Origin of the sequence: Roseateles albus, from assembly GCF_028595345.1 — a bacterium.
Taxonomy (GTDB): Bacteria; Pseudomonadota; Gammaproteobacteria; order Burkholderiales; family Burkholderiaceae_C; genus Paucibacter_A; species Paucibacter_A albus.
Genome location: NZ_JAQQXT010000014.1, coordinates 78,391 through 104,189, shown reverse-complemented (window position 1 = coordinate 104,189; position 25,799 = coordinate 78,391). Strand labels below are relative to the sequence as shown.

Annotated in this window: 25 protein-coding genes; 16 read left to right on the top strand and 9 right to left on the bottom strand. The window is 59.6% G+C overall.

Features of this window, described 5'->3' with window-relative positions:
• Positions 1–14: 14 nt before the first annotated feature.
• Complete coding sequence (gene fliF, locus PRZ03_RS19705) at positions 15–1,709, bottom strand: flagellar basal-body MS-ring/collar protein FliF (protein WP_273601921.1); 1,695 nt, start codon at positions 1,707–1,709, stop codon at positions 15–17.
• A 210-nt stretch (positions 1,710–1,919) separates the two neighbouring features.
• Between fliF and fliE the strand changes: the two genes are divergently transcribed.
• Entirely contained in the window at positions 1,920–2,243 is a 324-nt protein-coding gene (gene fliE / locus PRZ03_RS19700) for a flagellar hook-basal body complex protein FliE (RefSeq protein ID WP_263533494.1), read from the top strand.
• Positions 2,244–2,278: 35 nt separating this feature from the next.
• Here fliE and PRZ03_RS19695 read toward each other — a convergent pair whose 3' ends face one another.
• From PRZ03_RS19695 to PRZ03_RS19660, 8 genes are all read right to left on the bottom strand, one after another.
• Positions 2,279–3,001 carry a flagellar brake protein gene (locus tag PRZ03_RS19695; protein WP_273601920.1) on the bottom strand — a complete coding sequence of 241 codons (723 nt, stop codon included), beginning with the start codon at positions 2,999–3,001 and terminating at the stop codon, positions 2,279–2,281.
• A gap of 132 nt (positions 3,002–3,133) precedes the next feature.
• Complete coding sequence (locus PRZ03_RS19690) at positions 3,134–3,433, bottom strand: flagellar protein FliT (RefSeq protein WP_263533492.1); 300 nt, start codon at positions 3,431–3,433, stop codon at positions 3,134–3,136.
• A 65-nt stretch (positions 3,434–3,498) separates the two neighbouring features.
• A complete protein-coding gene (fliS, locus tag PRZ03_RS19685) occupies positions 3,499–3,930 on the bottom strand; it encodes a flagellar export chaperone FliS (protein ID WP_263533491.1) in 432 nt (143 codons plus the stop codon).
• Between the two features lie 214 nt (positions 3,931–4,144).
• The gene (gene fliD, locus PRZ03_RS19680) at positions 4,145–5,605 is read right to left on the bottom strand and encodes a flagellar filament capping protein FliD (protein ID WP_273601919.1); all 1,461 of its coding nucleotides are present in this window, start codon (positions 5,603–5,605) and stop codon (positions 4,145–4,147) included.
• Between the two features lie 133 nt (positions 5,606–5,738).
• On the bottom strand, positions 5,739–6,587 hold the full coding sequence (locus PRZ03_RS19675) for a flagellin N-terminal helical domain-containing protein (protein ID WP_263533489.1): 849 nt from the start codon (positions 6,585–6,587) through the stop codon (positions 5,739–5,741).
• A gap of 312 nt (positions 6,588–6,899) precedes the next feature.
• Positions 6,900–7,745 (bottom strand): flagellin N-terminal helical domain-containing protein, encoded by an 846-nt coding sequence (locus tag PRZ03_RS19670; protein WP_263533488.1) that lies wholly within the window; start codon positions 7,743–7,745, stop codon positions 6,900–6,902.
• Positions 7,746–8,150: 405 nt separating this feature from the next.
• The gene (locus tag PRZ03_RS19665; RefSeq protein WP_263533487.1) at positions 8,151–8,990 is read right to left on the bottom strand and encodes a flagellin N-terminal helical domain-containing protein; all 840 of its coding nucleotides are present in this window, start codon (positions 8,988–8,990) and stop codon (positions 8,151–8,153) included.
• A 1,034-nt stretch (positions 8,991–10,024) separates the two neighbouring features.
• Positions 10,025–10,864: a flagellin N-terminal helical domain-containing protein gene (locus tag PRZ03_RS19660; RefSeq protein WP_273601918.1), complete on the bottom strand. Its 840-nt coding sequence runs from the start codon at positions 10,862–10,864 to the stop codon at positions 10,025–10,027.
• Positions 10,865–11,646: 782 nt separating this feature from the next.
• Between PRZ03_RS19660 and PRZ03_RS19655 the strand changes: the two genes are divergently transcribed.
• The 15 genes from PRZ03_RS19655 (at position 11,647) to flhF (ending at position 25,784) form a co-directional block, all read left to right on the top strand.
• The gene (locus PRZ03_RS19655) at positions 11,647–12,126 is read left to right on the top strand and encodes a hypothetical protein (protein WP_263533485.1); all 480 of its coding nucleotides are present in this window, start codon (positions 11,647–11,649) and stop codon (positions 12,124–12,126) included.
• Positions 12,127–12,334: 208 nt separating this feature from the next.
• Entirely contained in the window at positions 12,335–12,658 is a 324-nt protein-coding gene (gene flhD, locus PRZ03_RS19650; RefSeq protein ID WP_263533484.1) for a flagellar transcriptional regulator FlhD, read from the top strand.
• Between the two features lie 40 nt (positions 12,659–12,698).
• Positions 12,699–13,235: a flagellar transcriptional regulator FlhC gene (gene flhC / locus PRZ03_RS19645; RefSeq protein ID WP_263533483.1), complete on the top strand. Its 537-nt coding sequence runs from the start codon at positions 12,699–12,701 to the stop codon at positions 13,233–13,235.
• A 15-nt stretch (positions 13,236–13,250) separates the two neighbouring features.
• A complete protein-coding gene (locus PRZ03_RS19640) occupies positions 13,251–14,300 on the top strand; it encodes a glycosyltransferase (RefSeq protein ID WP_273601917.1) in 1,050 nt (349 codons plus the stop codon).
• A 59-nt stretch (positions 14,301–14,359) separates the two neighbouring features.
• Positions 14,360–15,607: a flagellin lysine-N-methylase gene (gene fliB, locus PRZ03_RS19635; RefSeq protein WP_273601916.1), complete on the top strand. Its 1,248-nt coding sequence runs from the start codon at positions 14,360–14,362 to the stop codon at positions 15,605–15,607.
• Positions 15,608–15,807: 200 nt separating this feature from the next.
• On the top strand, positions 15,808–16,131 hold the full coding sequence (gene flhD, locus PRZ03_RS19630) for a flagellar transcriptional regulator FlhD (protein ID WP_263533480.1): 324 nt from the start codon (positions 15,808–15,810) through the stop codon (positions 16,129–16,131).
• 160 nt (positions 16,132–16,291) lie between these two features.
• Complete coding sequence (flhC, locus tag PRZ03_RS19625; protein WP_263533479.1) at positions 16,292–16,828, top strand: flagellar transcriptional regulator FlhC; 537 nt, start codon at positions 16,292–16,294, stop codon at positions 16,826–16,828.
• Between the two features lie 43 nt (positions 16,829–16,871).
• Entirely contained in the window at positions 16,872–17,618 is a 747-nt protein-coding gene (locus tag PRZ03_RS19620) for a class I SAM-dependent methyltransferase (protein WP_273601915.1), read from the top strand.
• A 140-nt stretch (positions 17,619–17,758) separates the two neighbouring features.
• Complete coding sequence (motA, locus tag PRZ03_RS19615) at positions 17,759–18,619, top strand: flagellar motor stator protein MotA (protein ID WP_263533477.1); 861 nt, start codon at positions 17,759–17,761, stop codon at positions 18,617–18,619.
• 42 nt (positions 18,620–18,661) lie between these two features.
• Positions 18,662–19,612: a flagellar motor protein MotB gene (gene motB / locus PRZ03_RS19610; protein ID WP_263533476.1), complete on the top strand. Its 951-nt coding sequence runs from the start codon at positions 18,662–18,664 to the stop codon at positions 19,610–19,612.
• 26 nt (positions 19,613–19,638) lie between these two features.
• On the top strand, positions 19,639–20,031 hold the full coding sequence (cheY, locus tag PRZ03_RS19605; protein ID WP_263557429.1) for a chemotaxis response regulator CheY: 393 nt from the start codon (positions 19,639–19,641) through the stop codon (positions 20,029–20,031).
• An 18-nt stretch (positions 20,032–20,049) separates the two neighbouring features.
• Complete coding sequence (locus PRZ03_RS19600) at positions 20,050–20,685, top strand: protein phosphatase CheZ (RefSeq protein ID WP_263533474.1); 636 nt, start codon at positions 20,050–20,052, stop codon at positions 20,683–20,685.
• A gap of 172 nt (positions 20,686–20,857) precedes the next feature.
• The gene (gene flhB, locus PRZ03_RS19595; protein ID WP_273601914.1) at positions 20,858–22,030 is read left to right on the top strand and encodes a flagellar biosynthesis protein FlhB; all 1,173 of its coding nucleotides are present in this window, start codon (positions 20,858–20,860) and stop codon (positions 22,028–22,030) included.
• On the top strand, positions 22,027–24,123 hold the full coding sequence (gene flhA, locus PRZ03_RS19590; protein WP_263533472.1) for a flagellar biosynthesis protein FlhA: 2,097 nt from the start codon (positions 22,027–22,029) through the stop codon (positions 24,121–24,123). The genes flhB and flhA overlap by 4 nt, the downstream gene beginning before the upstream one ends.
• The gene (flhF, locus tag PRZ03_RS19585; RefSeq protein ID WP_263533471.1) at positions 24,120–25,784 is read left to right on the top strand and encodes a flagellar biosynthesis protein FlhF; all 1,665 of its coding nucleotides are present in this window, start codon (positions 24,120–24,122) and stop codon (positions 25,782–25,784) included. The genes flhA and flhF overlap by 4 nt, the downstream gene beginning before the upstream one ends.
• Positions 25,785–25,799 lie beyond the last annotated feature (15 nt).

The window sequence follows — 25,799 nt, the reverse complement described above, 5'->3', positions numbered from 1 at the left end:
CTTGGACTCGGGGCTCAGGCGACTTCGCCGGCGATCCAGCCACGCATGATGTTGGCAACCGCGATTGGGTTTTCGCGAGCCAAGAGCCGCGCACGTTCCAGCTTCTCGTTCACCAGCGGACCGGCGAGGGCGGGCAGTCCGCCGGGGCCAAGCACCAAGGGCAAGTCGTTCTCTTCATCGACGACGGCGTTCAGCTGTGATGCTGGCTCGGGCTCAGCCGGTGGCAGGGGACGGGCGGCCAAGATGGCCGGGCGCACCATGCCAAACACGGCAATCAAGGCAATGGCGACCAAGGCCAAAGGCAGGGCGGCGGCGCGCACCATGTCAATCACCCAAGGCTGCTGCCACAGTGGCAGATCGACCGTGCTTTGCTTGTCGACCATAAAGGGTGCGCTGATGATTTTCAGCGAGTCGCCGCGCTCTTGGTTGAAGCCCATGGTCTCTTTGACCAGACCTGTCAATTTGTCCAATTCTTCTTGTGAGACCGGCAGCGACGATGTCTTGCCCTTGGCGTCGGTGCTGCTGCGGTGATTGATCACGACTGCTGCGTTCAAGCGACGGACGGCACCGGTGGCGTTGCGGGTGACGCGCACGGTTTTGTCCAGCTCGAAATTGGTGACGGCCTCGCGACGGCTGCTGCTATTGGGTGTGCCACCTCCGGCCTGCAATGGTGCGGCTTGGCCGTTGATGGGCGCTGTCGCGGGGACAGGCGGCTGGTTGGTTGCGGCACCGGGGACGCCGGTGGCCGGGGCCGGCGTGCTGTTGATCGATTCGTTGGTCTGCGAGCTGCGCACCGAGGCGTTGGCGTTCTGGCCTTGGTTGGGCTTGAATTCTTCGGCGGTGCTTTCTACTTGCGAGAAGTCGACGTCTGCTGTCACCGTGGCGCGAAGGTTCTCACGGCCAACCACCGGCTCCAGCAATTCGTAAATGCGTTTATTGAAGTTGGCTTCGATCTGCTGCTTGTATTGCAGTTGCTGGCTGTCCAGTCCGCTGCCGCCGAGGCCGTCGTTGGACGAGTTGGACAACAGGGCGCCGGTTTGATCCAAGACGCTGACCGCTTTCGGTGACAACTCCGGCACGCTGGCGGAGACCAGGTGCACGATGCCGGCGATCTGCGCACGGTCCAGTGAGCGGCCGCCGCGCAGCGTCAGCATCACGGAGGCGCTGGGCTTTTGCTGTTCACGGAAAAAACCGTTTTGCTGCGGAATGGCGAGGTGAATGCGCGCATCGGCCACATCGGCCAGCGCGGTGATGGTGCGGGTCAGCTCGCCTTCCAGGCCGCGCTGAAAGCTCAGGCGCTCATTGAACTGGGTCTGGCCGATGGAGCTTTTGTCCATCAGCTCATAGCCGACCGTGCTGCCCTTGGGCAGGCCGGCCGAGGCCAGCTTCATACGCACATCGTAGACCTGGGCTGCCGGGACCAAGATGGTGCCGCCGGCTTCATGGCGGTAGGGCACGTTCAAGGTGGTCAATTGACTGATGACGGCGCCGCCGTCTTTGTCGGACAGCCCGGTGAATACAGGGCGGAAATCACCCTGGTTGCTCCATAAGGTGATCGCCAACACGGTGCCGGCCAAGATGGCCAGTCCACCGCCCAGCATGAACTTGTTTCGCACGGGCATGGCGGCCAGACGGCTGCCAAAACCTGCGTTGGCGCTATTGACTGCGACCGGCAGGGTGGTGATGGCGGGGCTGATTGCGTTATCCATGGGAGAGAAGGCCAGTAGGCTGTGAGCTAAATCACGGAAGCAGCAATGGAGGCACCACAGGTCTTCCGATGCATTGAATTATTCTGTTTTGAGCCCTCAAGAAAGCGGTGAACAGGCCGAGTAAGGGGCCGCAGTTCCTGCCTTCACTTGGCGGGCCGCCGCCGTAGGATTCATCCCGTCGCAGCCCCATGCTGCGGTGATGGAGTTGTGATGGACCTGAGACTTAAACCGTTTGATTTCGCCCAGGCTGCGGCGCGTGCCGGTTTGGGTGTCAATGGTCAGCCGCTGGGCAAGACCCGCGCAGTGGAAGGCGCCAGCTTTGGCGACGCGATGGCGCAGGCGATGAAGGGTGTCAGCGCTTCTCAAATGGAGGCGAGTCGCCTGCAGCGCGAGGTGCAGCTTGACAACCCCAACGTCAGCCTCGAAGAGACCATGGTGGCGATGCAAAAAGCGCAGATCGGCTTTCAGGCCACCTTGCAGGTGCGCAACCGCCTGGTTTCCGCCTATTCAGAAATCATGAATATGCAGGTCTGAGCCGGGGCTTGATGCCTCGTTCGGCTCGGCGCACCTCAGACAGTCGGCCGTTTGCGCAGGCTGCGGCTCAGGATCTGGGTTTGATCAATATAGCGCTGCAAGAACAGCGTCGCTTCAGCATCAAGCTGGGTGAAAGTCCAACCCAGTTGAATATTGCCTTTGTCATCGATGGGCCGCGCGTTTTGCAGCCGCAAACTGGTCTTGAACCGCACGTCTCTTGCCAGAATCACCTGCACCGATGCCAACTCGCAGCCCAGCGGAAAGGGTTCGACCTCGGCCGGCAGGAGTAGGGCCACGCCGCCGAGGCTCAAATCCAGGATACGCAAGCTCAGGGCCAGATCCGGCCGCAAGGGGTGGTTCATGCGAACCTGCGGTGTACTCAGATTGGACTGAACTCGAAAGGTCTGGCGGCGCTGAAACCGATACATGAGGCTCGGGATCTGGCAGCGCAGGCTGGCGTTGATCAAGACCGGGTCGATCAGCTCGAACTGCAGACGGATCTGATCCAAGTAGGCCACGGCGCTGACTTCATCCGCACTCATCAAGGCTTGTAGCTGCTCTTGGGCGCTGGCCAGGTCGAAACTCAGCGCTCCGCGCTCCGGGTCAACCATATTGATGCTGCCACTCAAGCTGGCGCCATTGGGCGCACTCAGGCTAATGCGGGTGTTTTGCTGCTGCAGCGTGCGCAGCAAACTCAAAATCTCGCTGCTGGCCTGCACGCGAAAGTTGCCGGGCTCAATGGAATCTCTTTGCTCCATGGAGCTTGCTTGAGGCTCGGAGTTTGCTTGTGCGTTGCTGGGCATGGGGGCAAGACGCTGGGGCAGGGTGATGGCGATGAGGCTTAACGTGACACCGGCCGGCCGCTGCGTGCAGCGGCCGGCCGGTTGGTTTCAATGCAGAGTCTTGCTCTTGCCGGTCAGCACCTGATCCAGGTCATCCAGCCAAGGCTCGGCCAAGTGGCGGATCTCGGCATCGTTGACCAAGATGCGTTGCATGATGCGGGTCTTCAGCTTGTTCTCATCCGGCGCCAGTTGCTCGTTGGACGCGGCATGCTTGAGTTGCGAGATCAGCAGCACACAAGCGCCCTCAAGCTTGACGACTTCGTCCCAGTTGCCCGTTCGGGCGGCGCACAACATGTCGGCGCTGGCTTGTTCAATGGCTTCGTAATAGCTCAGGAGATGGGTGTTCATAGCGAGTTCCGCCGGAGACTGATGGGTGGATGGGCTTTTAGTTGACTTGGGGCTGCTGCGTGGTTTCATGCCGCGCGCAAAACTTCGGGTGCTTGCGCGATGGCCGTCCAGGCTTCCCGCACGGGCGTCAGGATGCGCTGACATTCCTCGATGGCAGCGATGTCGCCGTGCAGATTGGCCTTGGTCAGGCGCATGCACAAATAGGCATAGAGGTCGTTCAAGTCGTTGGCAAGTGGGCCGGCTTGCAGATTCAAGCTGGCCTTCAGGCCTTCGTCCAAGATCCGCACGGCGCGGCTCAAGGAGCGATTCTTCAACTCGGTATTGCCGTTTTCAATCCCGGCACGAGCTTGGCTCATGGCATCGAAAACGCCATCAAACAACATCGTGACCAGTCGGTGAGGGGAGGCGCCTTGCACATCGGTCTCCAAGCCAACCTTGCGGTACATGGAGGCGCGCTGGGTTCGCGTGGCAAAAGGTGATGAGGCGTTGCCGTACATATGATTCTTTCCGAATGTGCCGTGTTGAATTGTTTTCGACCTTCGGAGGCTGAACTTAAGTGATCCGAGCTTGCCGAAAACCCTGCAAACGCATCGATGTGCAAGTCGCAAGCCTTGGCGTGAAATAGTGCCTGCAGGCACCATGAAAAATGGCGAACTCGAGCGAGTTCGCCATGCTTTGCGGCCACAAAGGCGCGCGGCCCCGAGGGCAAGACTAATTGCCCATCGCTTTGAGTTGCTGGGTCACATAGTTTGACAGTCCGGTGAGCTGGCTCATCTGGGTGTCGAGCGCGGTGTAGCGTGCGCGCAGGCGCTTCTCGGTCAGACTGACCTTGGTCTCTAGTCGCTCGGTGCTCTTCGCGTCGTTGTCAATGGCTTTTTGCAGGCCGCTTTGCCGGTTGGTCACTCGGCCGTCGAAGCCCAGGGCCTTGTCGGCAAAACTCTGCAATTGTTTGGCCAAACCGACATTGCTCGGATTGTTGCTGTCCGTCCCCATGAACAGCGTTTTCAAGCTGGCCAAATCTCCCAATGCCGCGTCCAGCTTGCCGGTATCGGTCTTGAACACACCGCCGGTACTGGGGTTCAGGCCAATTTCGGCGAACCGCGAGTATTTGCCGCCGACCGAGCTGGTGCCGCCGACCAGTCCGCGCATCTCGAACTGAAGCCCGACGACCGAAGAGTCACCCTGCAAGGCGGCGCCCTTTTTTGTCGCAGCGTCATACTTGGTCTGGTCGCCCATCAAGGTTGCAACAGCGTTGTAGGCGGTGGCGAAGTCGTTGATGGCTTTCTTGATGGAATCCTTGTCCGGCCCTATCGTCAGATTGACCTCGGCAGTGCTCGCTTTGAGCAAATTGATCGTCATGCCTTCGATGGAATCCTTCAGGGTGTTCGATTCCGAATCGACCGAAAGGCCATTGAGCAAGACACTGGCGTTGCCTGCCGCTTGGTTGCGCGTCATGGGGGTAAGCGATGTGCCGGGGTCATAGGATAGAGCCGACAAGCCTTCGCCGTCCGGCTGCCCATCTGAATTCGCGACCTTGATACGAAAGCCATTGGTGGCGCCGGTTTCACTGGAGCGAATGACCAAGCGTGGGCCGCTGCTGTCGGTCACGATCGAGGCCACCACGCCGGCGTTACTCTTGTTGATCTCGTCGCGGACTTGGGCCAGTTGGTAAGGTCCGGCTGGCAAGTTGATGTTGATGGGGCTACCACCTGCTTTGGGGTCGAAGGTCGGTGGCGGCACGGGATCGTTGGGGTCGGCAGGGGGCGGCGCTTCGGTCCATTTGCCCAGTTCGATTGTCATCGTGCCTTGTCCTACCGCTTGGCCGACGGGGATCACCTTGCTGGACACCGATTGCGCCGATGCCAGCCGATTGACCATCACAGCGACATTGCCAGTGGGTGCAGACGCACTCGGACTGACCGAGACTGCTGTCGCATCGCTGGAATTGCCCATGCTGGCCGCCCAGGTGTCGGGTTTGGTCAACTTTCCCGCTGCATCCCGCATTGCGGCGAGCGCGCTTTGGATCTTGCCGTAGGCCGACAACTGCGTCTTCAGACCATCGGTATGGGTCTTCAGCTGGTTGATCGGGGTTCGTTCAACGGCGACCAGCTTGCCGATCAGGGACTCGATGTCGAGCCCGCTGCCGATGCCGGCTGAGGTGATGCTGGGCATGATGATGCTCCACTAAGCGCCACATGGTGGACGCTTAAAAAATGACGAATGGTCGATAGGCAAGTGCACTATCGACCATTTCGGGTTTTTCTTGAGGGTCAATGAGACCCTGATTGAGGCCTTAGTTCAAGCGTCAACCGCCGCGCAGCAGGCTCAAGACTTGCTGTGGCAGTTGATTCGCCTGTGCCACCATCGCATTGCCGGCCTGTTGAAGAATCTGCGTACGACTCAAATTCGAGGTTTCCGATGCATAGTCGGCATCCATGATGCGGCTGCGCGCCGCGCTCTGGTTCTCCACCGAGACCTGCAAATTGGAAATCACCGCCTCAAAACGGTTCTGCGACGCACCCAAGGTGGCGCGTTGGCTACTGACTGTGTTGAGGGCGATATCCAGGTTGTCGATGACGACCTTCAGGTCGGCCGTCGTCGAGGCATTGCCGATAACGGAGGTCGTCACCGCGAGGATGGTGGCGTCGGCCGTGAGATCCGAGGTCGCAACCGTGATGGTGTCTTCTGCGCCGGTGTTCGGGCCGACCTGGAACTCTTGCGGCAGCGTTGCGTCTACGCCGAGGATCTTTTTGCCGTTGAAGGTCGTACCGGCCAACACTCGGCTGATTTCTTGGGCCAACTCGCCGAATTCCGCGCCGATGGAGTCCAAGTCGGTGGTGGTGTTGGTCGCATTGCGCGACTGCACCGAGAGCTCTCGCATCCGTTGCAGCGTGTCGCCGACCTTGGACAACGCGCCTTCAGCCGTTTGCGCCAGCGAAATACCGTCGTTGGCGTTTCGAATCGCCACATTCATGCCGCGCACCTGGGCGTTCATTCGTTCGGCAATCGCCAGGCCGGCTGCGTCGTCCTTGGCGGAGTTGACACGCATACCCGAGGACAGACGCTGCATGGACACCGCCAGCGATCCCTGCGACATATTGAGATTGCGCTGCGCGTTGAGCGAGGCAATATTGGTGTTAATGGTCTGGGGCATTTGAGCACTCCTGCAAAATTCGCTAACTTCCGGTCAAGCCGGCGTCTTGTGGTGGCGGCAAACCCAAGGTTCCTCCGTCGCCATCTCCGCCCGGCCATTTCAAGCATTGCCTTCGCAAGGTCGCCGCTTGTTCCGAACGCCGGGTCTGCAAAAATTCCAAACCCGATGAGCGAATTTTCTAAGTGCTCGGCTGTTTCAAAGCTCCGAAAAAGGGGTGAAACATCGCCCATAAAAAAGCTCCCCGCCCGACGCTGGGTCGGGGAGGGGAGCGCTTGAGTTGGGCTACTTGATGATTGCGGTGTCAGTAACTGCTTAGCCGCCGCGCAGCAGAGACAAGACTTGCTGCGGCATCTGGTTGGCCTGGGAGATCATTGCCGAACCAGCTTGCTGCAGGATCTGTGAGCGACTCAAGTTGGCGGTCTCAGAAGCGTAGTCGGCATCCATGATGCGGCTGCGTGCCGCACTCTGGTTCTCCACCGACACCATCAAGTTGGAGATCACGGCTTCGAAGCGATTTTGCGCGGCGCCTAAAGTGGCCCGGCTGGAACTGACGGTGTTGATGGCCGCATCAATTTGTTCGATCGTGGCCTTCAGTGTGGTCGCGTCGGAGGTGTCGTCAATCTTGTCGTCGGTCACGGCCTTGATCTCGGCATTGGCCGTCATGTTCTCGGTCGTCACCGTGACAATATCGTTGGCGGTTGTGTTGGCTCCAATCTGGAAGATCTGGGCGCCAAAATCACCACCCAGAATAGCCTTGCCGTTGAATGTGGTGCCTGCCAGAACGCGTTGAATCTCACTGCCCAACTCGGTGAACTCCTTGCCGATGGAGGCAAGGTCGGTGGTCGTGTTTGTCGCGTTCCGGGCTTGAACGCCCAGTTCACGCATGCGCTGTAGCGAGTCGCCCACTTTAGACAAAGCACCTTCAGCCGTTTGCGCCAAAGAGATGCCGTCATTGGCGTTGCGAACGGCCACATTCATGCCGCGAACTTGGGAGCTCATGCGTTCCGCAATGGCGAGTCCTGCGGCGTCGTCCTTGGCCGAGTTGACGCGCATGCCGGACGACAGACGCTGCATCGACGTGGCCAGAGAAAGCTGTGTGCTTGACGCGTTACGTTGTGCGTTCAGCGAAGCAATATTGGTATTGATGATGGAGGGCATTTTCAATCCTTTCGGTGTCTATGACTTGCCGGAAAACCGGGCTCACGGTTCGATAACTAGGCTGCATGAGGAGGCAGCTTTGCCAGCAAAACACGCAGAAAAATCTGCCGCTTTGCACCGTCCGCTCCTGTCCTGTGGGCCCCAATTGCTTGGCGCTTCACAGGGCCGGTTGACCGGACCACGTAGTCCATTCACTTCCTCGGACCCGTTGATTTGTTATCGGTGACACCTTGGATTGACTTAAACAGTTTCTTTCAAAAAAACGCCACCCATTGCAGGGGTGCTGCTCAAATTAGAAATTATGAGCGGCCGAATGGGTGACATTAAGGGGCTTGTGCTGGAGGGGTGAGGCTATCCGTTCCTGCGCCGACGGGTGTACTCAGGGCCAGCTGGGCTGGCCCGGGGTCATCGAAGCAATGACAGGACTTGTTGCGGCATCTGATTGGCTTGAGCAATCATCGCCGTACCGGCCTGCTGCAGGATCTGCGAGCGGCTCAAGTTTGCCGTTTCCGTCGCGTAGTCGGTGTCCAGAATCCGGCTTCGTGATGCAGTCTGGTTCTCCACCGACACCATCAGGTTGGAGATCACCGCATCAAAGCGATTCTGTGAAGCACCCAAGGCGGCGCGTTCGGAGCTGACCGTGCTGATGGCGGTGTCGATCTGATCGATCGTCGTCTTCAGGGTTGTTGCGTCCGATGCGTTGTCGATCTTGTCATCCGTGACCGCTTTGATGTCGGCGTCAGTGGCCATATTCTTGGTGGTGACGGTGACCGAGTCGTTGGCCGTGGTGTTCGCGCCAATTTGAAACAATTGAGCGCCGGATCCGCCGCCCAGAATGGCTTTACCGTTGAAGGTAGTACCCGAGGCAACGCGTTGGATTTCCGCGCCGAGCTCGGCGAATTCCTTGCCGATCGAGTCCAAATCGGTGGTGGTGTTGGTGGCGTTACGGGCCTGCACACCCAACTCACGCATGCGCTGCAGCGAGTCGCCGATTTTGCCCAAAGCGCCTTCCGCGGTTTGCGCCAAAGAGATGCCGTCGTTGGCATTCCGAACCGCCACATTCATGCCGCGCACTTGTGCGGTCATGCGTTCTGCGATCGACAAGCCGGCGGCATCGTCTTTTGCGGAGTTGACTCGCAGTCCAGAGGACAAGCGCTGCATGGATACAGCCAGCGAGTTTTGTGAAGTCGCAACATTGCGTTGCGCATTCAGAGAAGGGACATTTGAATTGATGATTGCGGGCATGATGTGCTCCTGTTTCAGCTACGAAGATTCCCGGCTAAGCGCCGACGTGATTCGGAGAATCAAACGAAACTCCGAGATTCGGGCCATCGGCCTTGCGACCTTGACCCGCCTCGCCCGGCGCTAGGTAACCGTTGCTGCTTTGTGCCCCATCAAATGAAGTACTCAACTTGGCGGCTTTCCTACCGGACCACGCATCTGTTTCCAGACCCGTTGAATTGGTATCGGCCAGCGCAAAGACGAACTTAAGCGCTTTTGTCAAGAGGCTTGATCTGTTGATAAGCGCCGGGGTTCTTGCTCTGTTCTTGGATTTGCGGCCGCCGTCCTGGTTTGGATGGGGCGCAAAGCTGCTGAAGTGGCAGGTCGGCGCTGGAGCATTGGGCTTTGCGGTTCTTCGGGTTCCTTGGAATCTTGCGTTAGGGAGTAGCTGAAACAGGGGCAGTGCTGGAGGAGCGTCCAGTATTGCGAGCCCTGATTTGTTTTCGGCCGTAGCGGGAGTGGGGAGGGTTTGATAAGCGCCACCTGGCCCTGCCTATTCAATGAATTGAAGCTAAAGGGGCGGGGCATTTCCATCCCGGGCCGTCGATCGACGCGCGCAGCAAGCGGGGTATGAAGTCCTGGAGCGAGGGCTTGGGCAAAGCGGGAGCGATGCTTGTCGCTCTGGCTGGCTTGATCCGTGGTGATCAAGCATTGCTCGCTGGGGAAGCGAGCTCCCAGATGGGTGTGTACGAGCCAAGCGTGCAGGCGGGCGCATGTGCCGAGGGCACAGTAGCGGTCTGTAGTAGCCGCCTGAAAACGCCGTTATCTTCTTGCCATTCAATGGGTGAAGAAGCGAGAAGAGCCGGAGAGAAGGGGGAGGGGGGGGGCTGCGCCTTGGGTTGAGCTGAAGTGCATTCAGTCAAAAAGACGCCGCCCATCTGCGGGCTGCTGCTCAAGGGCAGCATGAGGGGCGGCGTCAAGGGGCTTGTGCTGGAGGGGTGAGGCTATCCGTTCCTGGTCCGACGGGTGTACTCAGGGCCAGCGAGGCTGGCCCGGGGTCATCGAAGCAAAGAAAGTACTTGCTGCGGCGCTTGATTGGCCTGCGCAATCATCGCCGTGCCTGCTTGTTGCAGGATCTGCGCTCGGCTCAGATTGGCCGTCTCCGTCGCATAGTCGGTATCCAGAATCCGGCTGCGCGATGCGGTTTGGTTTTCCACCGACACCATCAAGTTGGAAATCACCGCATCAAAGCGGTTTTGTGAAGCACCGAGTGACGCGCGTTCGGAGCTGACCGTACTGATGGCTGTGTCGATCTGATCGATGGTGGTCTTCAATGTCGCTGCTGTAGAAGCATTGTCGATCTTGTCATCGGTCACGGCCTTGATATCGGTGTCGGTGGCCATGTTTTTGGTCGTCACCGTGACCGCATCATTGGCCGAAGTGTTGGCGCCAATTTGGAACAGTTGAGCGCCTGCGCCGCCGCCCAAAACAGCTTTGCCGTTGAAGGTGGTGCCTGAGGCGACCCGCTGAATCTCGGCGCCTAGTTCCGCGAATTCCTTGCCGATCGAGTCCAAGTCGGTGGTGGTGTTGGTCGCGTTACGCGCCTGCACACCTAGCTCACGCATTCGCTGCAGCGAGTCACCGATCTTGCCGAGTGCGCCCTCCGCCGTTTGCGCCAGCGAGATGCCGTCGTTGGCATTTCGAACCGCCACATTCATGCCGCGCACTTGAGCGGTCATGCGTTCGGCGATCGACAAGCCGGCGGCATCGTCTTTGGCAGAGTTGACACGTAAACCCGACGAGAGCCGCTGCATGGATATGGCCAGCGAGTTCTGCGAAGTTGCAACATTGCGTTGCGCATTCAGCGAGGGGACGTTTGAGTTGATGATTGCGGGCATTGTTGTGCTCCTGGTTCAGCTACGAAGATTCCCGGCCAAGCCGCCGACATGATTCGATAAGCTCCAAAGAACTTTCGAGAGTCGGGTCTTTGGTCTTGTGACCTTGACCCGACTCGTCCGGCGCTGTGAACGCATTGAAGCGTTGTGCTCAAGCAAAAGAAGAGCACGACTTCGCAGCAGACCAACCGGACCACGCATCAGTTTTACAACCGGTGTATTCCTATCGGCCAGAGACAGGCGAACTTGAGCACTATTCTCAAGAAGCTTGATCTGTAGATAAGCGCCGGGTTTGTGCTGCTGTTCTTGAATTTGCTGCCGCTTTACCTGTGAGGTGCGGGGCGTGAAGCTGCAAGAGGAGCAGGTCGGCGATGGCTGGAAGGGCTTTTCGGTTCTTGCGGGGTCCTTGGAATCTTGTGTGAGATGTAGCTGAAAAAGGGGCCTGACCGGAGGAGCGTCCTGTCTTATCTGCCCTGACTTGTTTTCGGCCGGGGCAGTTGCACCGAGGTTTTGATAAGCGCGCTCTAGCCGGCGCTTTTCTGCCGAATAGCCTTGCCGAGCGGCCCTAAAGTTCGCTCCATTGCCGTCGAGACGCGTGCGCAGGCGCGCATTTCTATCAGCAAGCTGTTTGACCCTAACGTGCTACTGCATGGACCGGGGTGAACTGATCGGATCGTGAATGGAACGCCGGGCTCTGCCCTTTCAATTTGGCAAACCGTTGAGTTTGTTGCTTGAATAGGCGAGCGGCGCAGGCGATGACTGGACTTAACCTCTCGGAGAATCACATGCATGCAATCACGCAAGCGATGACGAAAGCCCCCCAGCAGGCCATGGCGCTCAAGCCGGAAGCTCGGGAAATCAGTGAAGAAGCGGCTTGGCTCTTGGCGCAAGCCCGCAATGCGGCTTATGCCGAGGCTGCCCATGGGCGAGTCGGGCAAGGCTTGATGGTGCTGATGGATGCGCTGGAGCAAGAGCCGATGGCGCATGACTTGCTCAGCGATATGGCCGCTTTGCTGCTGAGCGCGGGCGAGTTGAAACATGCCGAGTCCTATGCCAAACAGGCCTTGGCCATATCGGCCAACCATGGGGCGAGTCTTTATTCCTTGGCTTTTGCTCAGAGCGGTCAGGGCAACGCGCTGCAGGCCAGGCAAACGCTGCGACAGCTGCTGCAGGGTGAGGCCTTGCTGAGCTTGATGAGTGAGGCTCCCGATCTGTATCCGGTGGCGCAGACCGAATTGGCGCGGCTCGATAAGCTCTTGGGCTGATGCCACTTAGGCTCCCAGCGCTGACACTCATGGCGCTGGGGCAGCTTGAATGTTGGCAGGCAAGCCTGTAGGAGTTTGCCTGACAAGGCTCTGGGAAGAAGCCAGACTCAAGGGCTGGATTTAGGCTGATGTTGCGACCCTGTTTGTGTCTTCACAATCCGTTTCAAGTTGTTACGAATCGTGTAGCCAAACAAACCGGAGCCCCAGCATGAACGCAGACCAAATCCTCGCCGAAATTCGTGAAGCCAATCTGTCCTACCTGATGTTGGCGCAGAACCTGATTCGCGCCGACCGCGAGCAGGCGCTCTACCGCTTGGGCGTGTCCGACGACACGGCGACGCTGATCGCTACGCTGAGCCCCGCTCAGCTGATGAAGATCGCCTCCGGCAACACCTTGCTGTGCCGCTTCCGCATGGACGACGATCTGGTCTGGGGTTTGTTGACCAGCCATAGCAAGACCACCACCAACGACGGTGTTTCGCGCCTTCACGCCAGCATCCTGATGGCCGGCCGCCATCAAGAAGCCGCCTGATTCCTTTAGCCCCAGTTCACAAGAAAACCGAGACTCCACCATGCGCGCCAAAAGCATCGTTACCGAAGCAATCCAGATCAACCGTGCCGTTACTTTGATCAATCTGGGCGCACGCCTGCAGGTGTTGGAGTCCGAAACCGATATGTCCTACGAGCGCTTGCTGCGCTTGTACAAGGAAGTCTCAGGTAAGAGCCCATCCAAAGGCCAACTGCCCTTTTCTACCGATTGGTTCATGACCTGGCAGCCCAATATCCATGCCTCCTTGTTCCTCAACGTGCATGAGTATCTGAATAAGGTGTCGGAGCTGGATGAGATTGATGCGGTCATCAAGGCCTATCAGCTCTATCAGGAACAAACGCAGGCGCAGGGCCTGGAAGCGATGCTGTCCGTGACGCGTGCTTGGCGCTTGGTGAAGTTCATCGATAACGGCATGTTGACGATGACCAAATGCTCGGAATGCGGTGGCCATTTCGTCACCCATCCCCATGAGATCGCCCGTCACTATGTCTGCGGCATGTGCAAGCCACCGGCCCGTGCCGGCAAGGGCCGCTCGCAAGGCTCGATCCAGATGCACTGATTAAGCGAGTCTGAGATGGCCGGTGCAGCGGTGGCGATGCGAACTTGCTTGGTGGTGATTGCGCGCGACGAGGCCGCACGCATCGAGCGGCTGTTGAACTCGCTGCGGCCTTGGGTCGACGAGATGCTAGTGCTAGATACCGGCTCGGTCGATGCGACGCCGAGCTTGGCTGCGGCCTGTGGTGCACGCGTTGAAGGTTTTTCCTGGTGCGATGACTTTGCGGCAGCCCGCAATGCGGCGCTGGACGCGGCCGCGGCCGATTGGCATCTGCTGCTCGATGCCGACGAATGGCTGATCAGTGGCGGCGAGGCTCTGCTCGCCCTGCGTCAAACGCGGCCCGACTTTGTCGGCACGATCGCTTTGCAGGATCATTTTTTCGATGGCGAGTTGCGCCATGCGCATTCCAGGCTCTCACGGGTCTTGCCGGGTGCGGTGCGTTACACCGGCCGCATCCATGAGCAGCCGCAACATGCGCTGCCGGTCAAGCCTTTGAGCATTGTCGTGGGGCATGACGGCTATTTGCCCGAGCGCCTGCAGGCCAAACGCGGCCGCAACCAAGGGCTTTTGCAGCAAGAATTGCAAGCTCATCCCGAACAAGCCTATCTTTGGTATCAGCTCGGCAAGGACTGCGCGGTTTATGACGAGCATGAGCGCGCCGAGCAGTGTTTCGAGAAAGCGGCGGCTCTGCCGCACCCGGAACAGGGCTGGTGGTTTGACTTGGTGACGCGCAGGCTCTTCGCGCTTAAACAGCTCAAGCGGCATGAGCAGGCCGTCCAGTTCGCGCAGACGCAGTTAGGGGTTTGTGCCGCGTCGCCGGACTTCTTCTTTGCGCTGGGTGATTTGCTGCTGGACTTTGCCGCCGATGCGCCTGATCAAGCGCCGCATTTGCTGCCCATGATTGAAGATGCCTGGCGGCGCTGTTTGGAGTTGGGCGAGCGGCCCGATCTGAGCGGTGCGGTGGCGGGAAGGGGCAGTTATTTGGCGGCCCACAACCTGGCCTTGGTGCTGGATGGCACCGGGCGTGCTCAGGAAGCCGCAGATTTGCGGCGTGCATTTGCCGGCTGAGTTCGCGCGCCGCCGCGTTAAGGCGTTACGCTCGCAGGCAATTTTTGGACTTGGGGTTGATGAAGATGGGTAAATTCAGTCCGGTCGCACAAGCGCCACGCTATTTACAACAGTTTCAATGCGTGGGTTCGGCCTGTGTGGAGAACTGCTGCACGGGCTGGCAGGTCAGCATCGACAAGCCGACCTATCAAAAGTACCAGGCGATCAAGATCGAGCCTTTGGCGAGTTTGCTGCGCCAGCATGTGCAAAAGAATTCCGGTCCGGTGTCGGTGAGCGGCAGCTATGCCTCGATTGCCCTGAAGACCGAGGAGGCTTGTCCGTTCTTGGATGAGGCCAGGCTTTGCCAAATCCATGCAGGCTTGGGCGCGCAGGCCTTGTCCAATACCTGTAGCGAATATCCTCGCATCTACACCTTGGAGGGTGTGCAGGCGGGGGTGGCGGCCAGTTTGAGTTGCCCAGAGGCGGCGCGCTTGGCTTTGGCCTCGGCCGATGCGGTCGAGTTGGACAGCTTCACCCTGCCTTTTGCCAACCTCAGTTTGGTGCCATTCAACCGCCGCGTTGGCCCGGTTGCGGAGGCCGAGCCCGATCTCGTGCGCCGGCACGCCCGACTGCTGCGTGAGGCCTTGATCATGGTCATCAAGCATCCCGACCTGACTGCGGCTCAAGCCTTGGTGGTGTGCGGTCTTTTGCTGCGCCAAGTTGCCAAGGTGGCCGCCGATGTGCAAGCGCAGGGTGGGGATGCGCTGGCCGCTGATCAGGGTATGTCAGACGCTTTCGAGCAGTACCTGAACCCGAACTTTTTAGAGCATGCGGCCGCCCATGTGGAGAGCCTGAACATTCCGAAAGAGTTACAGGCATCGTTACTGATGGGGGCAACGCAGAAGTTCTTGGCTGACAACGGCGGGCGCCCTTCGTTTCGCGCCTTGATCGCGGAGGTCCAGGCCGGCCTGCAAGCCCAGAGCTCGCAAGGTGCTGAAAGGCTCAAAGAGTTTGGTGCAGCGCATCCGCATGTGCTGAAGAACTATCTTGTCAACAGCATGGTGGTCTCCTTGTTCCCGCGCAACGGCAGCGCTGAGCTGGAAGCTGACTTCATGGCCCTGGCGGTGCGTTTCGCCCTGATCAAGTTCTATTTGCAGGCCCTCGCGGCACGCGCCGATCAGCCCTTTGGCATCGATGAGTGCGTGCGCGTGACCTATGTTGTGGTCCGCAATATCGAACACAACCGTCGCTTTATGCCCATGGTTTTGCAGTCATTGCGGGATAACGACGCCTTGCGCATGGAAGTGCTGGCCACCCTGGTTGGCTGACAGTTTTTGTCCTACACCGACAAGATCTTCATGGGGCGACCGGCAAAACATGCTGTCCCGTGTAAGAAGTTGCCTTACAGAGGTGAGGGAAGAAAAGGGACTCAAGCGCTGGAGATAGCCTGATGTTGCCGCCCAGTTCATGTCTTCACAATCCGTATCAAGTTGTTACGAATCACGAAGTCAAAACCCCGGAGCTCAACATGAACGCAGACCAAATCCTCGCCGAAATTCGTGAAGCCAATCTGTCCTACCTGATGTTGGCGCAGAACCTGATTCGCGCCGACCGGGAGCAAGCGCTGTACCGCTTGGGTGTCTCCGAAGACACGGCGACCTTGATCGCCACCTTGAGCCCCGCCCAGCTGATGAAGATCGCTTCCGGCAACACCTTGCTGTGCCGCTTCCGTATGGATGACGATTTGGTCTGGGGTCTGCTGACCAGCCACGGCAAGACGGCCGCCAACGACGGCGTCTCCCGCCTTCACGCCAGCATCCTGATGGCCGGCCGCCATCAAGAAGCCGCCTAAATTGTTGGCCCCGCTTGCGCTGATACGCGCAAGCACCCCCTAGGGGTCGGAACAAACAACGGGCTGAACCCGTTGCCCGTTCCGGACGGCGGTGCCGCTTGGGAGCGGCCCGGCGCTGGCCCCGCAAAGACTTAACAGATCCAAGAACCGAGACTCCATCATGCGCAACAAAAGCATCCTCACCGAAGCCCTGCAGATCAGCCGTGCCGTGACCTTGATCAATCTGGGTGCGCGTTTGCAAGTGTTGGAGTCGGAGACCGATCTGTCTTACGAGCGCCTGCTGCGCCTGTACAAGGAAGTTTCGGGCAAGAGCCCGTCCAAGGGTCAACTCCCGTTCTCGACCGACTGGTTCATGACTTGGCAGCCTAATATTCATGCGTCCTTGTTCTTGAACGTGCACGAGTACCTGAACAAGGTCTCGGAGCTGGACGAAATTGACGCCGTCATCAAGGCTTATCAGCTCTACCAAGAGCAGACACAGGCGCAGGGGCTGGAAGCGATGCTGTCCATCACCCGCGCATGGCGTTTGGTCAAGTTCATCGACAACGGCATGTTGACGATGACCAAATGCTCGGACTGCGGCGGCCACTTCGTCACCCATCCGCATGAAATCGCCCGCCACTATGTCTGCGGCATGTGCAACCCGCCGGCCCGCGCCGGCAAGGGCAGGGCGCAGGGCTCCATCCAGATGCATTGAGCTTGCCCGGCTTGCGAATCGACCGCGTGCTGTGCTGAGTTCTATGCACCTGTTGCGTTGGCCGCTGCCTGCTCTGCTGAGCTGGGCTGCAGCTTGGGCCAGCTTCACGGGCCTGATGGCGGCCGGCTTGACGATTGGCCCGGCCATGTCCGCCAGCGCGCTCCTAGGTGCTGGCCTGGCGCTGCTGCACCAAGCGAGATGGCGCCGCCTGATCGTGGCACTGGGCTTCCCGCTCTCGATGTTGGTGGTGCTGCGTTCTGCGGCCCTGCCTGCGTGGACCTGGCTCTTGCCGCTGGCTTTGCTGGCGCTGGCTTATCCGCGCCGTACCTGGAGCGATGCGCCCTGGTTCCCTACACCGCAAGGCGCTTTGACGGCGCTGCGCAAACTGGCACCGCTGCCTGCAAATGCAGCCATCCTCGACGCCGGTTGTGGCTTGGGCCATGGTTTGCGGGAGCTACACCGAGCCTACCCAGATGCCCGCATCGAGGGCATCGAATGGAGTGGCTTGCTGGCGAGCTTGGCGGCGATGCGCTGCCGCTGGGCCAAGATTCACCGGGGCGATATGTGGGCGCAGGACTGGTCGCCGTTTGCGCTGGTCTATGTGTTCCAGCGCCCTGAGACCATGGGCCGGGTTTGGAGCAAGGCCTGCCGTGAGCTGCCGCCCACGGCCTATTTGGTCAGCCTCGACTTTGAAATCTCCGGTCAAGCTCCATTGGCGACACTGGCTTTGGGTCGCGGACACAGCTTGTGGGTGTATCGGCCCGGGTCGCCAACTTCCGAAAGTCCTTGAGCCTGCTTTGCCCATGGCAATAGGCTCGATTGCACCGTCAAAACCGCTTTGATGCGCGGACCGACCGCAAAAACTATTGCCACACTCAAGGCCTCAAAGATCCCGCCGATAAGGGCAGGAAACCCTCAAAAGAAAGCATTATGTTTGTCTTCATCGGTTGGGCCGTCGCGATGGTTTGCATCTTCGGCGTCTACATATTCCACGGCGGCAATATCATGGTGATCTTGCACGCTTTGCCGTTCGAGATGATCACTATTTTTGGTGCCGCCATCGGCGCCTTTCTGGCCAACAATCAGATGAAGGTGGTGAAGGCAACGATGGCCGGCTTGGGGCGTTGCTTCAAGGGCAGCAAGTTCAGCAAGGCCCGCTATCTGGAATTGCTGGCGCTGATGTACGACATCTTGCAAAAAGCGCGCAAAGAAGGTCTGATGTCGATCGAAAAAGACGTCGAAGATCCGCACAGCTCGGCGCTGTTTCAAAAGTATCCGACCGTGGGCAATGACCACCATGTCACCGAATTCATCACCGACTACCTGCGCATGATGGTGTCGGGCAACCTCAATGCGCATGAGATTGAATCTCTGATGGACAACGAGATTGATACCCATCATGCTGAAGAGCATGCCGCCGTCGCGGCGATTCAGCGTATCGCCGGTGGTCTGCCGGCTTTCGGTATCGTGGCGGCGGTGCTGGGTGTGGTCAACACCATGGGCTCGGTGGGCCAGCCGCCCGCAGTGCTGGGAGGCATGATCGGCTCGGCGCTGGTCGGTACCTTCCTCGGCATTTTGTTGGCCTATGCCTTTGCAGAACCTTTGGCGGGTTTGCTGGAACAAAAAGTTGAAGACGCTGGCAAAGAGCTGCAATGCATCAAAACCACGCTCTTGGCCAGCATGCAGGGCTACGCCCCACAAGTCGCCATCGAGTTCGGCCGCAAGGTGCTTTTCTCTGGCGATCGCCCCACATTCGGCGAGCTTGAGGCTCATGTGAAGGGCAAGAAGTGATGCCTTTGCTCTTGCTTGAAACGCAGTCCCTGGGGGCTCCAGATGGCCGGTGACGCAAAAAAACTTCAGCCCATCATCATCAAGCGGGTCAAGAAGGGTGGCCACGCCAGCCATGGCGGCGCTTGGAAGATCGCTTATGCCGACTTCGTGACGGCGATGATGGCCTTCTTCTTGTTGATGTGGTTGCTCGGTTCCACCACCGAGGGAGACAAAAAGGGTATTGCAGATTTCTTCGGCTCGCCTCTTAAGGTGGCGATGCAAGGCGGCTCGGGCTCGGGTGACTCCTCGTCGGTGGTCAAGGGCGGCGGCAAAGACTTGACACGCGAAACCGGCCAGGTCAAATCCGGAGACGTCGAGGCGCAAAAACGCACATTCAATCTGCGCGCGCTGAAAGAAGAGCAGCGCAAGGCCGAACGCGCTCGGCTTGAAGAATTGAAGGACAAGGTTGAAAAAGTGCTGGCCAACAATCCTCAGCTGAGTTCGCTGGGCGGCCAAATCAAGCTCGATATGACGCTGGAAGGTCTGCGGATCCAGATCGCCGACGAAGAAGGGCGGCCGATGTTTGACAGCGGCAGCGCCGTCGTCAAACCTTATATGAAGCAGTTGCTGCGCGAGTTGGGCAGCGTTTTGTCCGAAGTCCCCAATCGCTTGACATTGGAGGGGCACACCGATGCGCAGCCTTTCTCCGCAGGTGATCGGGGTTACTCCAACTGGGAGCTGTCGGCCGACCGGGCCAACGCTTCACGGCGTGAATTAAGTCTTGGCGGACTGCCGGAAGCGCGTACGCTGCGGGTGCAGGGTTTGGCAGCGAGCAAGTTGCTGGACCCTAAACAGCCCGAGAGTCCAATCAATCGGCGTATCAGTATCATCGTGATGAACCGCGATGCTGAAGACGCGGTTTTAAAGAATTTGCCACCAGAAGACCCAGCGCCAGCGCCCGCTGACGCCAGCCCTGAAATAAGTCCCTCAAGTTCCGCCACCAAGCCCCGATAAATCTCTCTAGCCCTGCGAGGAAAGCCATGAGCACAGACATGAAATTTTTGGTTGTTGACGATTTCTCAACCATGCGGCGCATTGTGCGCGGCTTGTTGAAGGAGATCGGCTACAACAATTGCGACGAAGCGGAGGATGGTGTTGAGGCCCTCAGCATGCTCAAGCTGGCCAAGTACGACTTTGTCGTCAGCGACATCAATATGCCGAATATGACCGGTTTTGAATTGCTCAAGGCGATCAAGGAAGACCCTAACTTGAAGCATTTGCCGGTGCTGATGGTGACGGCCGAAGCGCGCAAGGAAGACATTGTGTTGGCCGCCCAGTCGGGTGCTGCAGGCTATATCGTCAAGCCTTTCACCAAGGCGACCCTGGAAGAAAAAGTGCAGAAAATCATGCAAAAACTGGCCGCTGCGGCCTGATTCTCAGGGAGACACAATATGTCAATCGAAGCACTGAGTAAATTGGACGCGGGCACCGATCCGCTGACGGTCTCGCCCGAAGTGTTCCAGCAAATCGGCACCATCACACGCGTTTTGCATGACACCATGCAGCAACTCGGTGTGATGCCCAAGTTGCAGGTGGCGACCGACGGTCTGCCCGATGCGCGCAGCCGCCTGAGCTATATCGCCACCAAGACGGCCGCGGCCGCGAACAAGGTGCTGAACTCGGTCGATGAGGCCAAGGTCGATCATGCCTACATCACCAATGCCACCAACGAGATTGCGGCGGCTTTGGTGGCCGACCCAGTCAAGGCAGTGGCCAGTGGCGCGGTGCTCAACTTTGTCAAGGAAGTCGAGGCTCGCACGGCGCGCATCGATGGGCATTTGACCGACATCATGATGGCGCAGGACTTCCACGATCTGACCGGGCAGGTGGTGGCCAAGGTGGTGACGCTGGCCAACGATCTGGAAGATAGCCTGGTCAAGCTGCTGGTCTCCATCGTGCCGCCCGAGCAGCGCGAAAAGGTCGATCCGAACATCTTGCAAGGCCCCGTCGTCAACCCCGAAGGCCGCACCGATATCGTGGCCGATCAGGGCGAAGTTGATGATTTGCTGGCGAGTCTGGGTTTTTAGCCCATTCCCGAGCAGCAAGCAAAGAACCCGCTACAGGCGGGTTTTTTTACGTCCGGCTATTTCTTAGACCGGATGACGTCTGTTTTTACCGAGCTTATTCGCCTTAAGTTTTTGGCCGGCCCGCCAACAATGGCTGCACGAGATTGCACCTGCTCGTTCAACCTGATCCATCATGGCCGACCAAGACGCACAAGACAGAAATTTACCGGCCTCAGCCAAGAAGATTGAAAAATCTCGGGCCGAGGGCCAGCTGCCGCGTTCGAAGGATTTGCCTCATTTCGCGATGATGGTGGCAGCTGCCGCTGTGCTGATGGTGGGTGGGCCGGCGATCAGTGAAGCCTTGCAAAACATGCTCGGCTTTGCACTTCGTTTTGACGCGCGTATGTTGGCTCAGCCCAACTTCATGGCCGAGCGCTTGTGGGACTTGTCCCTGCGTTTTCTGATGGTGATGCTGCCCATCAGCGGCTTTTTGATGCTGGTTGCCATCGCCAGCAATATTGCCTCAGGCGGTTGGAACTGGACCATGAAACCGCTGGCGCCCAAGTTCTCCAACCTCAATCCCATCACCGGCCTGGGCCGGCTGGTGTCCGGCCAAGGCGTCGGTCAAGCGCTGAAAGCGGTTGCTTTGGCCTTGATTCTGGGCGTAATCGGGGCAATGGTTTTGAAGGACCGAATGACCACCTTCGTCGGCATCATGTCCGTGCCGCTGCCCGCCGCCTTGGTCTATGCCGGACAGCAGTTGATGGGGGGCATGACGCTGCTCGGGGTGGCGCTGGCCTTGTTCGCCGCCATCGATGTGCCCTTGCAGCAGCAGCTCTACAACCGCCGCATGCGCATGACGCGTGAAGAAGCCAAGCAGGAAATGAAAGAGGCCGAGGGTAACCAGGAGATCAAGGCCAAGATCCGCGCCAAGATGCGCGAGATTGGCCGCCGGCGCATGCTCGCCGCCGTGCCGACGGCCGACCTGATCGTGATGAATCCAACCCACTATGCGGTGGCCCTGAAGTATGACGATGCCAGCATGGCCGCGCCGCGCGTTGTGGCCAAGGGGGCGGATCTGTTGGCGATGAAGATTCGTGATCTGGCGACCGAATGCAAGGTGCCTGTTTTGCAGTCGCCGGTCTTGGCGCGGGCTCTCTATGCCCATGCCCAGATCGACCGTGAAATCCCGGTCGAATTGTTTTCGGCCGTGGCGCAGGTGCTGGCCTATGTGTATCAGTTGAAGGCCGCCATCAAGAATCGCAGCGCCAAACCTGCCATGCCCAATCCGCCGGTGCCGCCGGAACTGGATCCGCACAACAAACCGGTCCCGACGGACAGCGATCTGGAGGATGAGCCCGTATGAATGCCTTGATCGCACAACTGCAAGCCTTGCTGGGGCCGCGCGCCGGCGTACTGGGCGCCTTGGGGGCGCCGATGGCGGTCATCATGGTTTTGTCCATGATGGTGCTGCCATTGCCGCCCTTCATGCTCGACCTGATGTTCACCTTCAATATCGCGATGGCGGTGATGGTGATGATGGTGGCCGCGCACATGATCAGGCCGCTGGACTTTGCGGCCTTCCCGACCGTCTTGCTCTTGACCACCTTGCTGCGCCTGTCGCTCAACGTCGCCTCCACCCGCGTGGTGCTGCTGGAGGGACATACCGGCACCGGTGCCGCAGGCAAGGTGATCGAGGCTTTCGGGCATTTCTTGATCGGCGGCAATTTCGCCGTCGGCTTGATCGTGTTTGCGATCCTGGTGGTGATCAACTTCATCGTGGTGACCAAGGGCGCGGAGCGTATCGCCGAGGTCGGCGCTCGTTTCTCCTTGGATGCGATGCCTGGCAAGCAGATGGCGGTCGATGCCGACCTGAACGCGGGCCTGATCGACGAGAAAGAAGCCAAGCGCCGCCGCGCCGAGTTGGGCGACGAGGCCGATTTCTTCGGCTCCATGGACGGTGCCAGCAAGTTCGTGCGCGGAGACGCGGTGGCAGGCATGTTGATCCTGTTCATCAACATCATCGGCGGCTTCATCATCGGCATGGCACAGCATGGCCTGAGTGCCAGCCAAGCGGCCGATTCCTACATCTTGCTGGCGGTCGGTGATGCCCTGGTCGCCCAAGTGCCCGCGCTGCTGATCTCGGTCGCTGCGGCCATGGTGGTGTCCCGCGTTGGCACCGACAAAGACATCGGCAGCCAGATCGGCCGCCAGGTCTTTGGTTCGGCCAAGTCCCTGGCGGTGACTTCCGGTGTGATCGGCCTCTTGGGTCTGATCCCGGGCATGCCGCACCTGGTGTTCTTGTTCATCGCCGGTGCCTTGGGCTATCTGGCTTGGTGGCTGCGCGTCAAGGATCAGCAGCAGGAGCGTGAGGCCAAGACCAATCAAGCCATCACGGCCCTGGCGCCGGCCGAGCCCAATACAGAGGCGACCTGGGACGATCTGATCCCGGTTGACACCCTGGGCCTGGAGGTTGGCTACCGGCTGATCAGCCTGGTCGACAAGACCCGCGAGGGCGACCTGCTCAGCCGCATCAAGGGCGTGCGGCGCAAGTTCGCGCAGGAGGTCGGCTTCCTGCCGCCGTCCGTGCATATCCGAGACAACCTGGAACTGCGGCCCAGTCAGTACCGGCTCTCGCTGCGCGGCGCCGTGGTGGGCGAGGCCGAGGCTTTCCCCGGCATGTGGTTGGCCATCAACCCGGGCCAGGCGACGCAAAAACTGATAGGCACGCAGACCACGGACCCGGCCTTTGGCCTGCCGGCGGTGTGGATCGATGACAAGCAAAAGGAAATGGCGCAAATGGCCGGATTTACCGTGGTTGATTGCTCGACCGTGGTGGCCACACATCTTTCACACTTGATGCAGGTCCACGCAGCCAAGTTGCTGGGCCGTGTAGAGACCCAGGCGCTGGTCGAACACTTGACCAAACAAGCACCTCAACTGATTGAAGACGTGATACCCAAAATGATCGGCATCGCCACTTTGCAAAGAATTCTCCAGCTGCTGCTGGAAGAGGGCGTGCACATCCGTGACATGCGTTCCATCGTTGAGAGCCTGGCCGAAAATTCCACTGTGACCGACCCAGCGGAACTGGCCCGCCGCATCCGCACCCACATTTCACCTGCCATCGTGCAGCAGATCTACGGTCCGGTGAAAGAGCTGGACGTGATCGCGCTGGAGCCCGAACTGGAGCGCTTGGTCACGCAGGCCCTGAATTCGCCGCATGGCGCCGCGCTGGATCCGGGTGTTGCAGATACGCTGGCCCGCAGCGCCGCCGAGACCGCTCAGGCGCAAGAAGACCGCGGTGTGCCCGCTTGCTTGCTGGTGCCCGACCTGATCCGCGCGCCGATGGCCAGGTTGCTCAAACGCGCCGCGCCGCGCCTGAAAGTGCTGGGTCATAGCGAAATTCCTGAAACTCATTCCATCCGTATTGGTTCCATCATTGGAGGCACGGCATGAACGTCAAAAGCTTTACCGCTAAAACCTCCCGTGAGGCCATGGCCCTGGTGCGCCAGGCCTTCGGCAATGATGCCGTGGTCTTGTCCAACAAGCCTTGCGCCGGCGGCGTAGAAGTGTTGGCGATGGCACCGGAAGGCATGTCGCAGATCGAACGCGTGGCGGCCACCGCCCCGCGTGTGGCTGCACCCAGCCGCCTGCAAGCCCGCCCCGCAGCCACCAGCGAGGCACCTGCCTCGCGCAGCTTTGCGGCCCGCACCGGCCAGCGCAGCGAGCCTAGCTTTGGCTACACCGACCCGGCTTCTGCGGTCGGCGATGACGTCCAAACTTTGGCGATGAGCACCTTGTCTTTTCAGGACTATGTGCGCGAGCGGGTGCTCAAGCGTCGCCAGGCCGAGTTGGACGGCGTGCCCGATCCACTTGCTCCGCCCATGATGATGGACCGCCCGCAAGACGCGCCCGGCGTCAGCTCCTTGAATGCGGCACGCCAACAGCGCGCCCAGAACGCCTTGCAAGCGATGCAACCCCGCCGTGCCGAGCCGGTAGCACCGCCGCCAGCCCCGGCCCAGCGCCGTGCGCCGCCGGTGTTGCGCGACGAAATCCGTGTGCCGGCGCAGCAACGTGAGTTTGCCGATCTGTCTGGTTTGGGCAATGCAGGCGAGCTGAACGACTTGCCCGGCCGTGGCCGTCGCGATCAACAAGACATGATGAACGAGCTGCGTTCGATGAAGGGCATGATCGAAGAGCGTTTCGGCGCTCTGGCCTTTATGGAAAAATTGCAGCGTCAGCCCATCCAGGCCCGCTTGACGCAGAAGCTGTTGGAAATTGGCTTTTCGCCCGCCTTGGTGCGCAAGCTGGTCGAGGGCTGCCCGGCCGAGTTCAAGGGCGGCCCCGGCGAGGCCGCCGATGAAACGAGCTGGGCCGCCAACGTGCTGTCGCGCAATCTGCAGACCGACGAGCACAGCCCGGCGCTGGAAGAGCAGGGCGGCGTGTTCGCGCTGATCGGCTCCACCGGTGTGGGCAAGACCACAACAACCGCCAAATTGGCCGCTGCATTCGCTACCCGTCATGGCGCAGCGCACCTGGGTCTGATCACGCTGGACGCCTATCGGGTCGGTGCCCATGAGCAGCTGCGCGCCTATGGCCGCATCCTCGGCGTGCCGGTGCATACCGCTCATGACAAGGCCTCGCTGGAAGATCTGCTGGAGCTGCTTTCGAGCAAGAAGATGGTGCTGATCGACACAGCAGGCATGGCTCAGCGCGACAGCCGAACTAATGAGTTACTGGACATGCTGGCACACCGCAGCGTGCGCAAGATCCTGGTCATCAATGCCGCTCAGCAAGGCGAAACGATCGAGGATGTGGTCAGCGCCTGGCGCGCCAGTGATTGCCACGGCGTTGTGCTGTCCAAGATCGACGAGGCCGTCAAGCTGGCCCCGGCGCTGGATACCTTGATCCGCCACAAGCTCAAGGTGCTGGGCGTCACCAACGGCCAGCGCGTGCCGGAAGACTGGCATCGTCTGACAAGCCAGGCCTTGGTGCAACGCGCCTTGCGTGCGGCCGCAGCCGGTGCTTGGCGCATGGACAGCGCCGATGTGAATTTGATCTTTGCCGGGGGGCCCGCGCTTGGCCTCAAGCATCCCGCTGCCATGGGTGCTTTCTAGTCCCCACTTCACAAG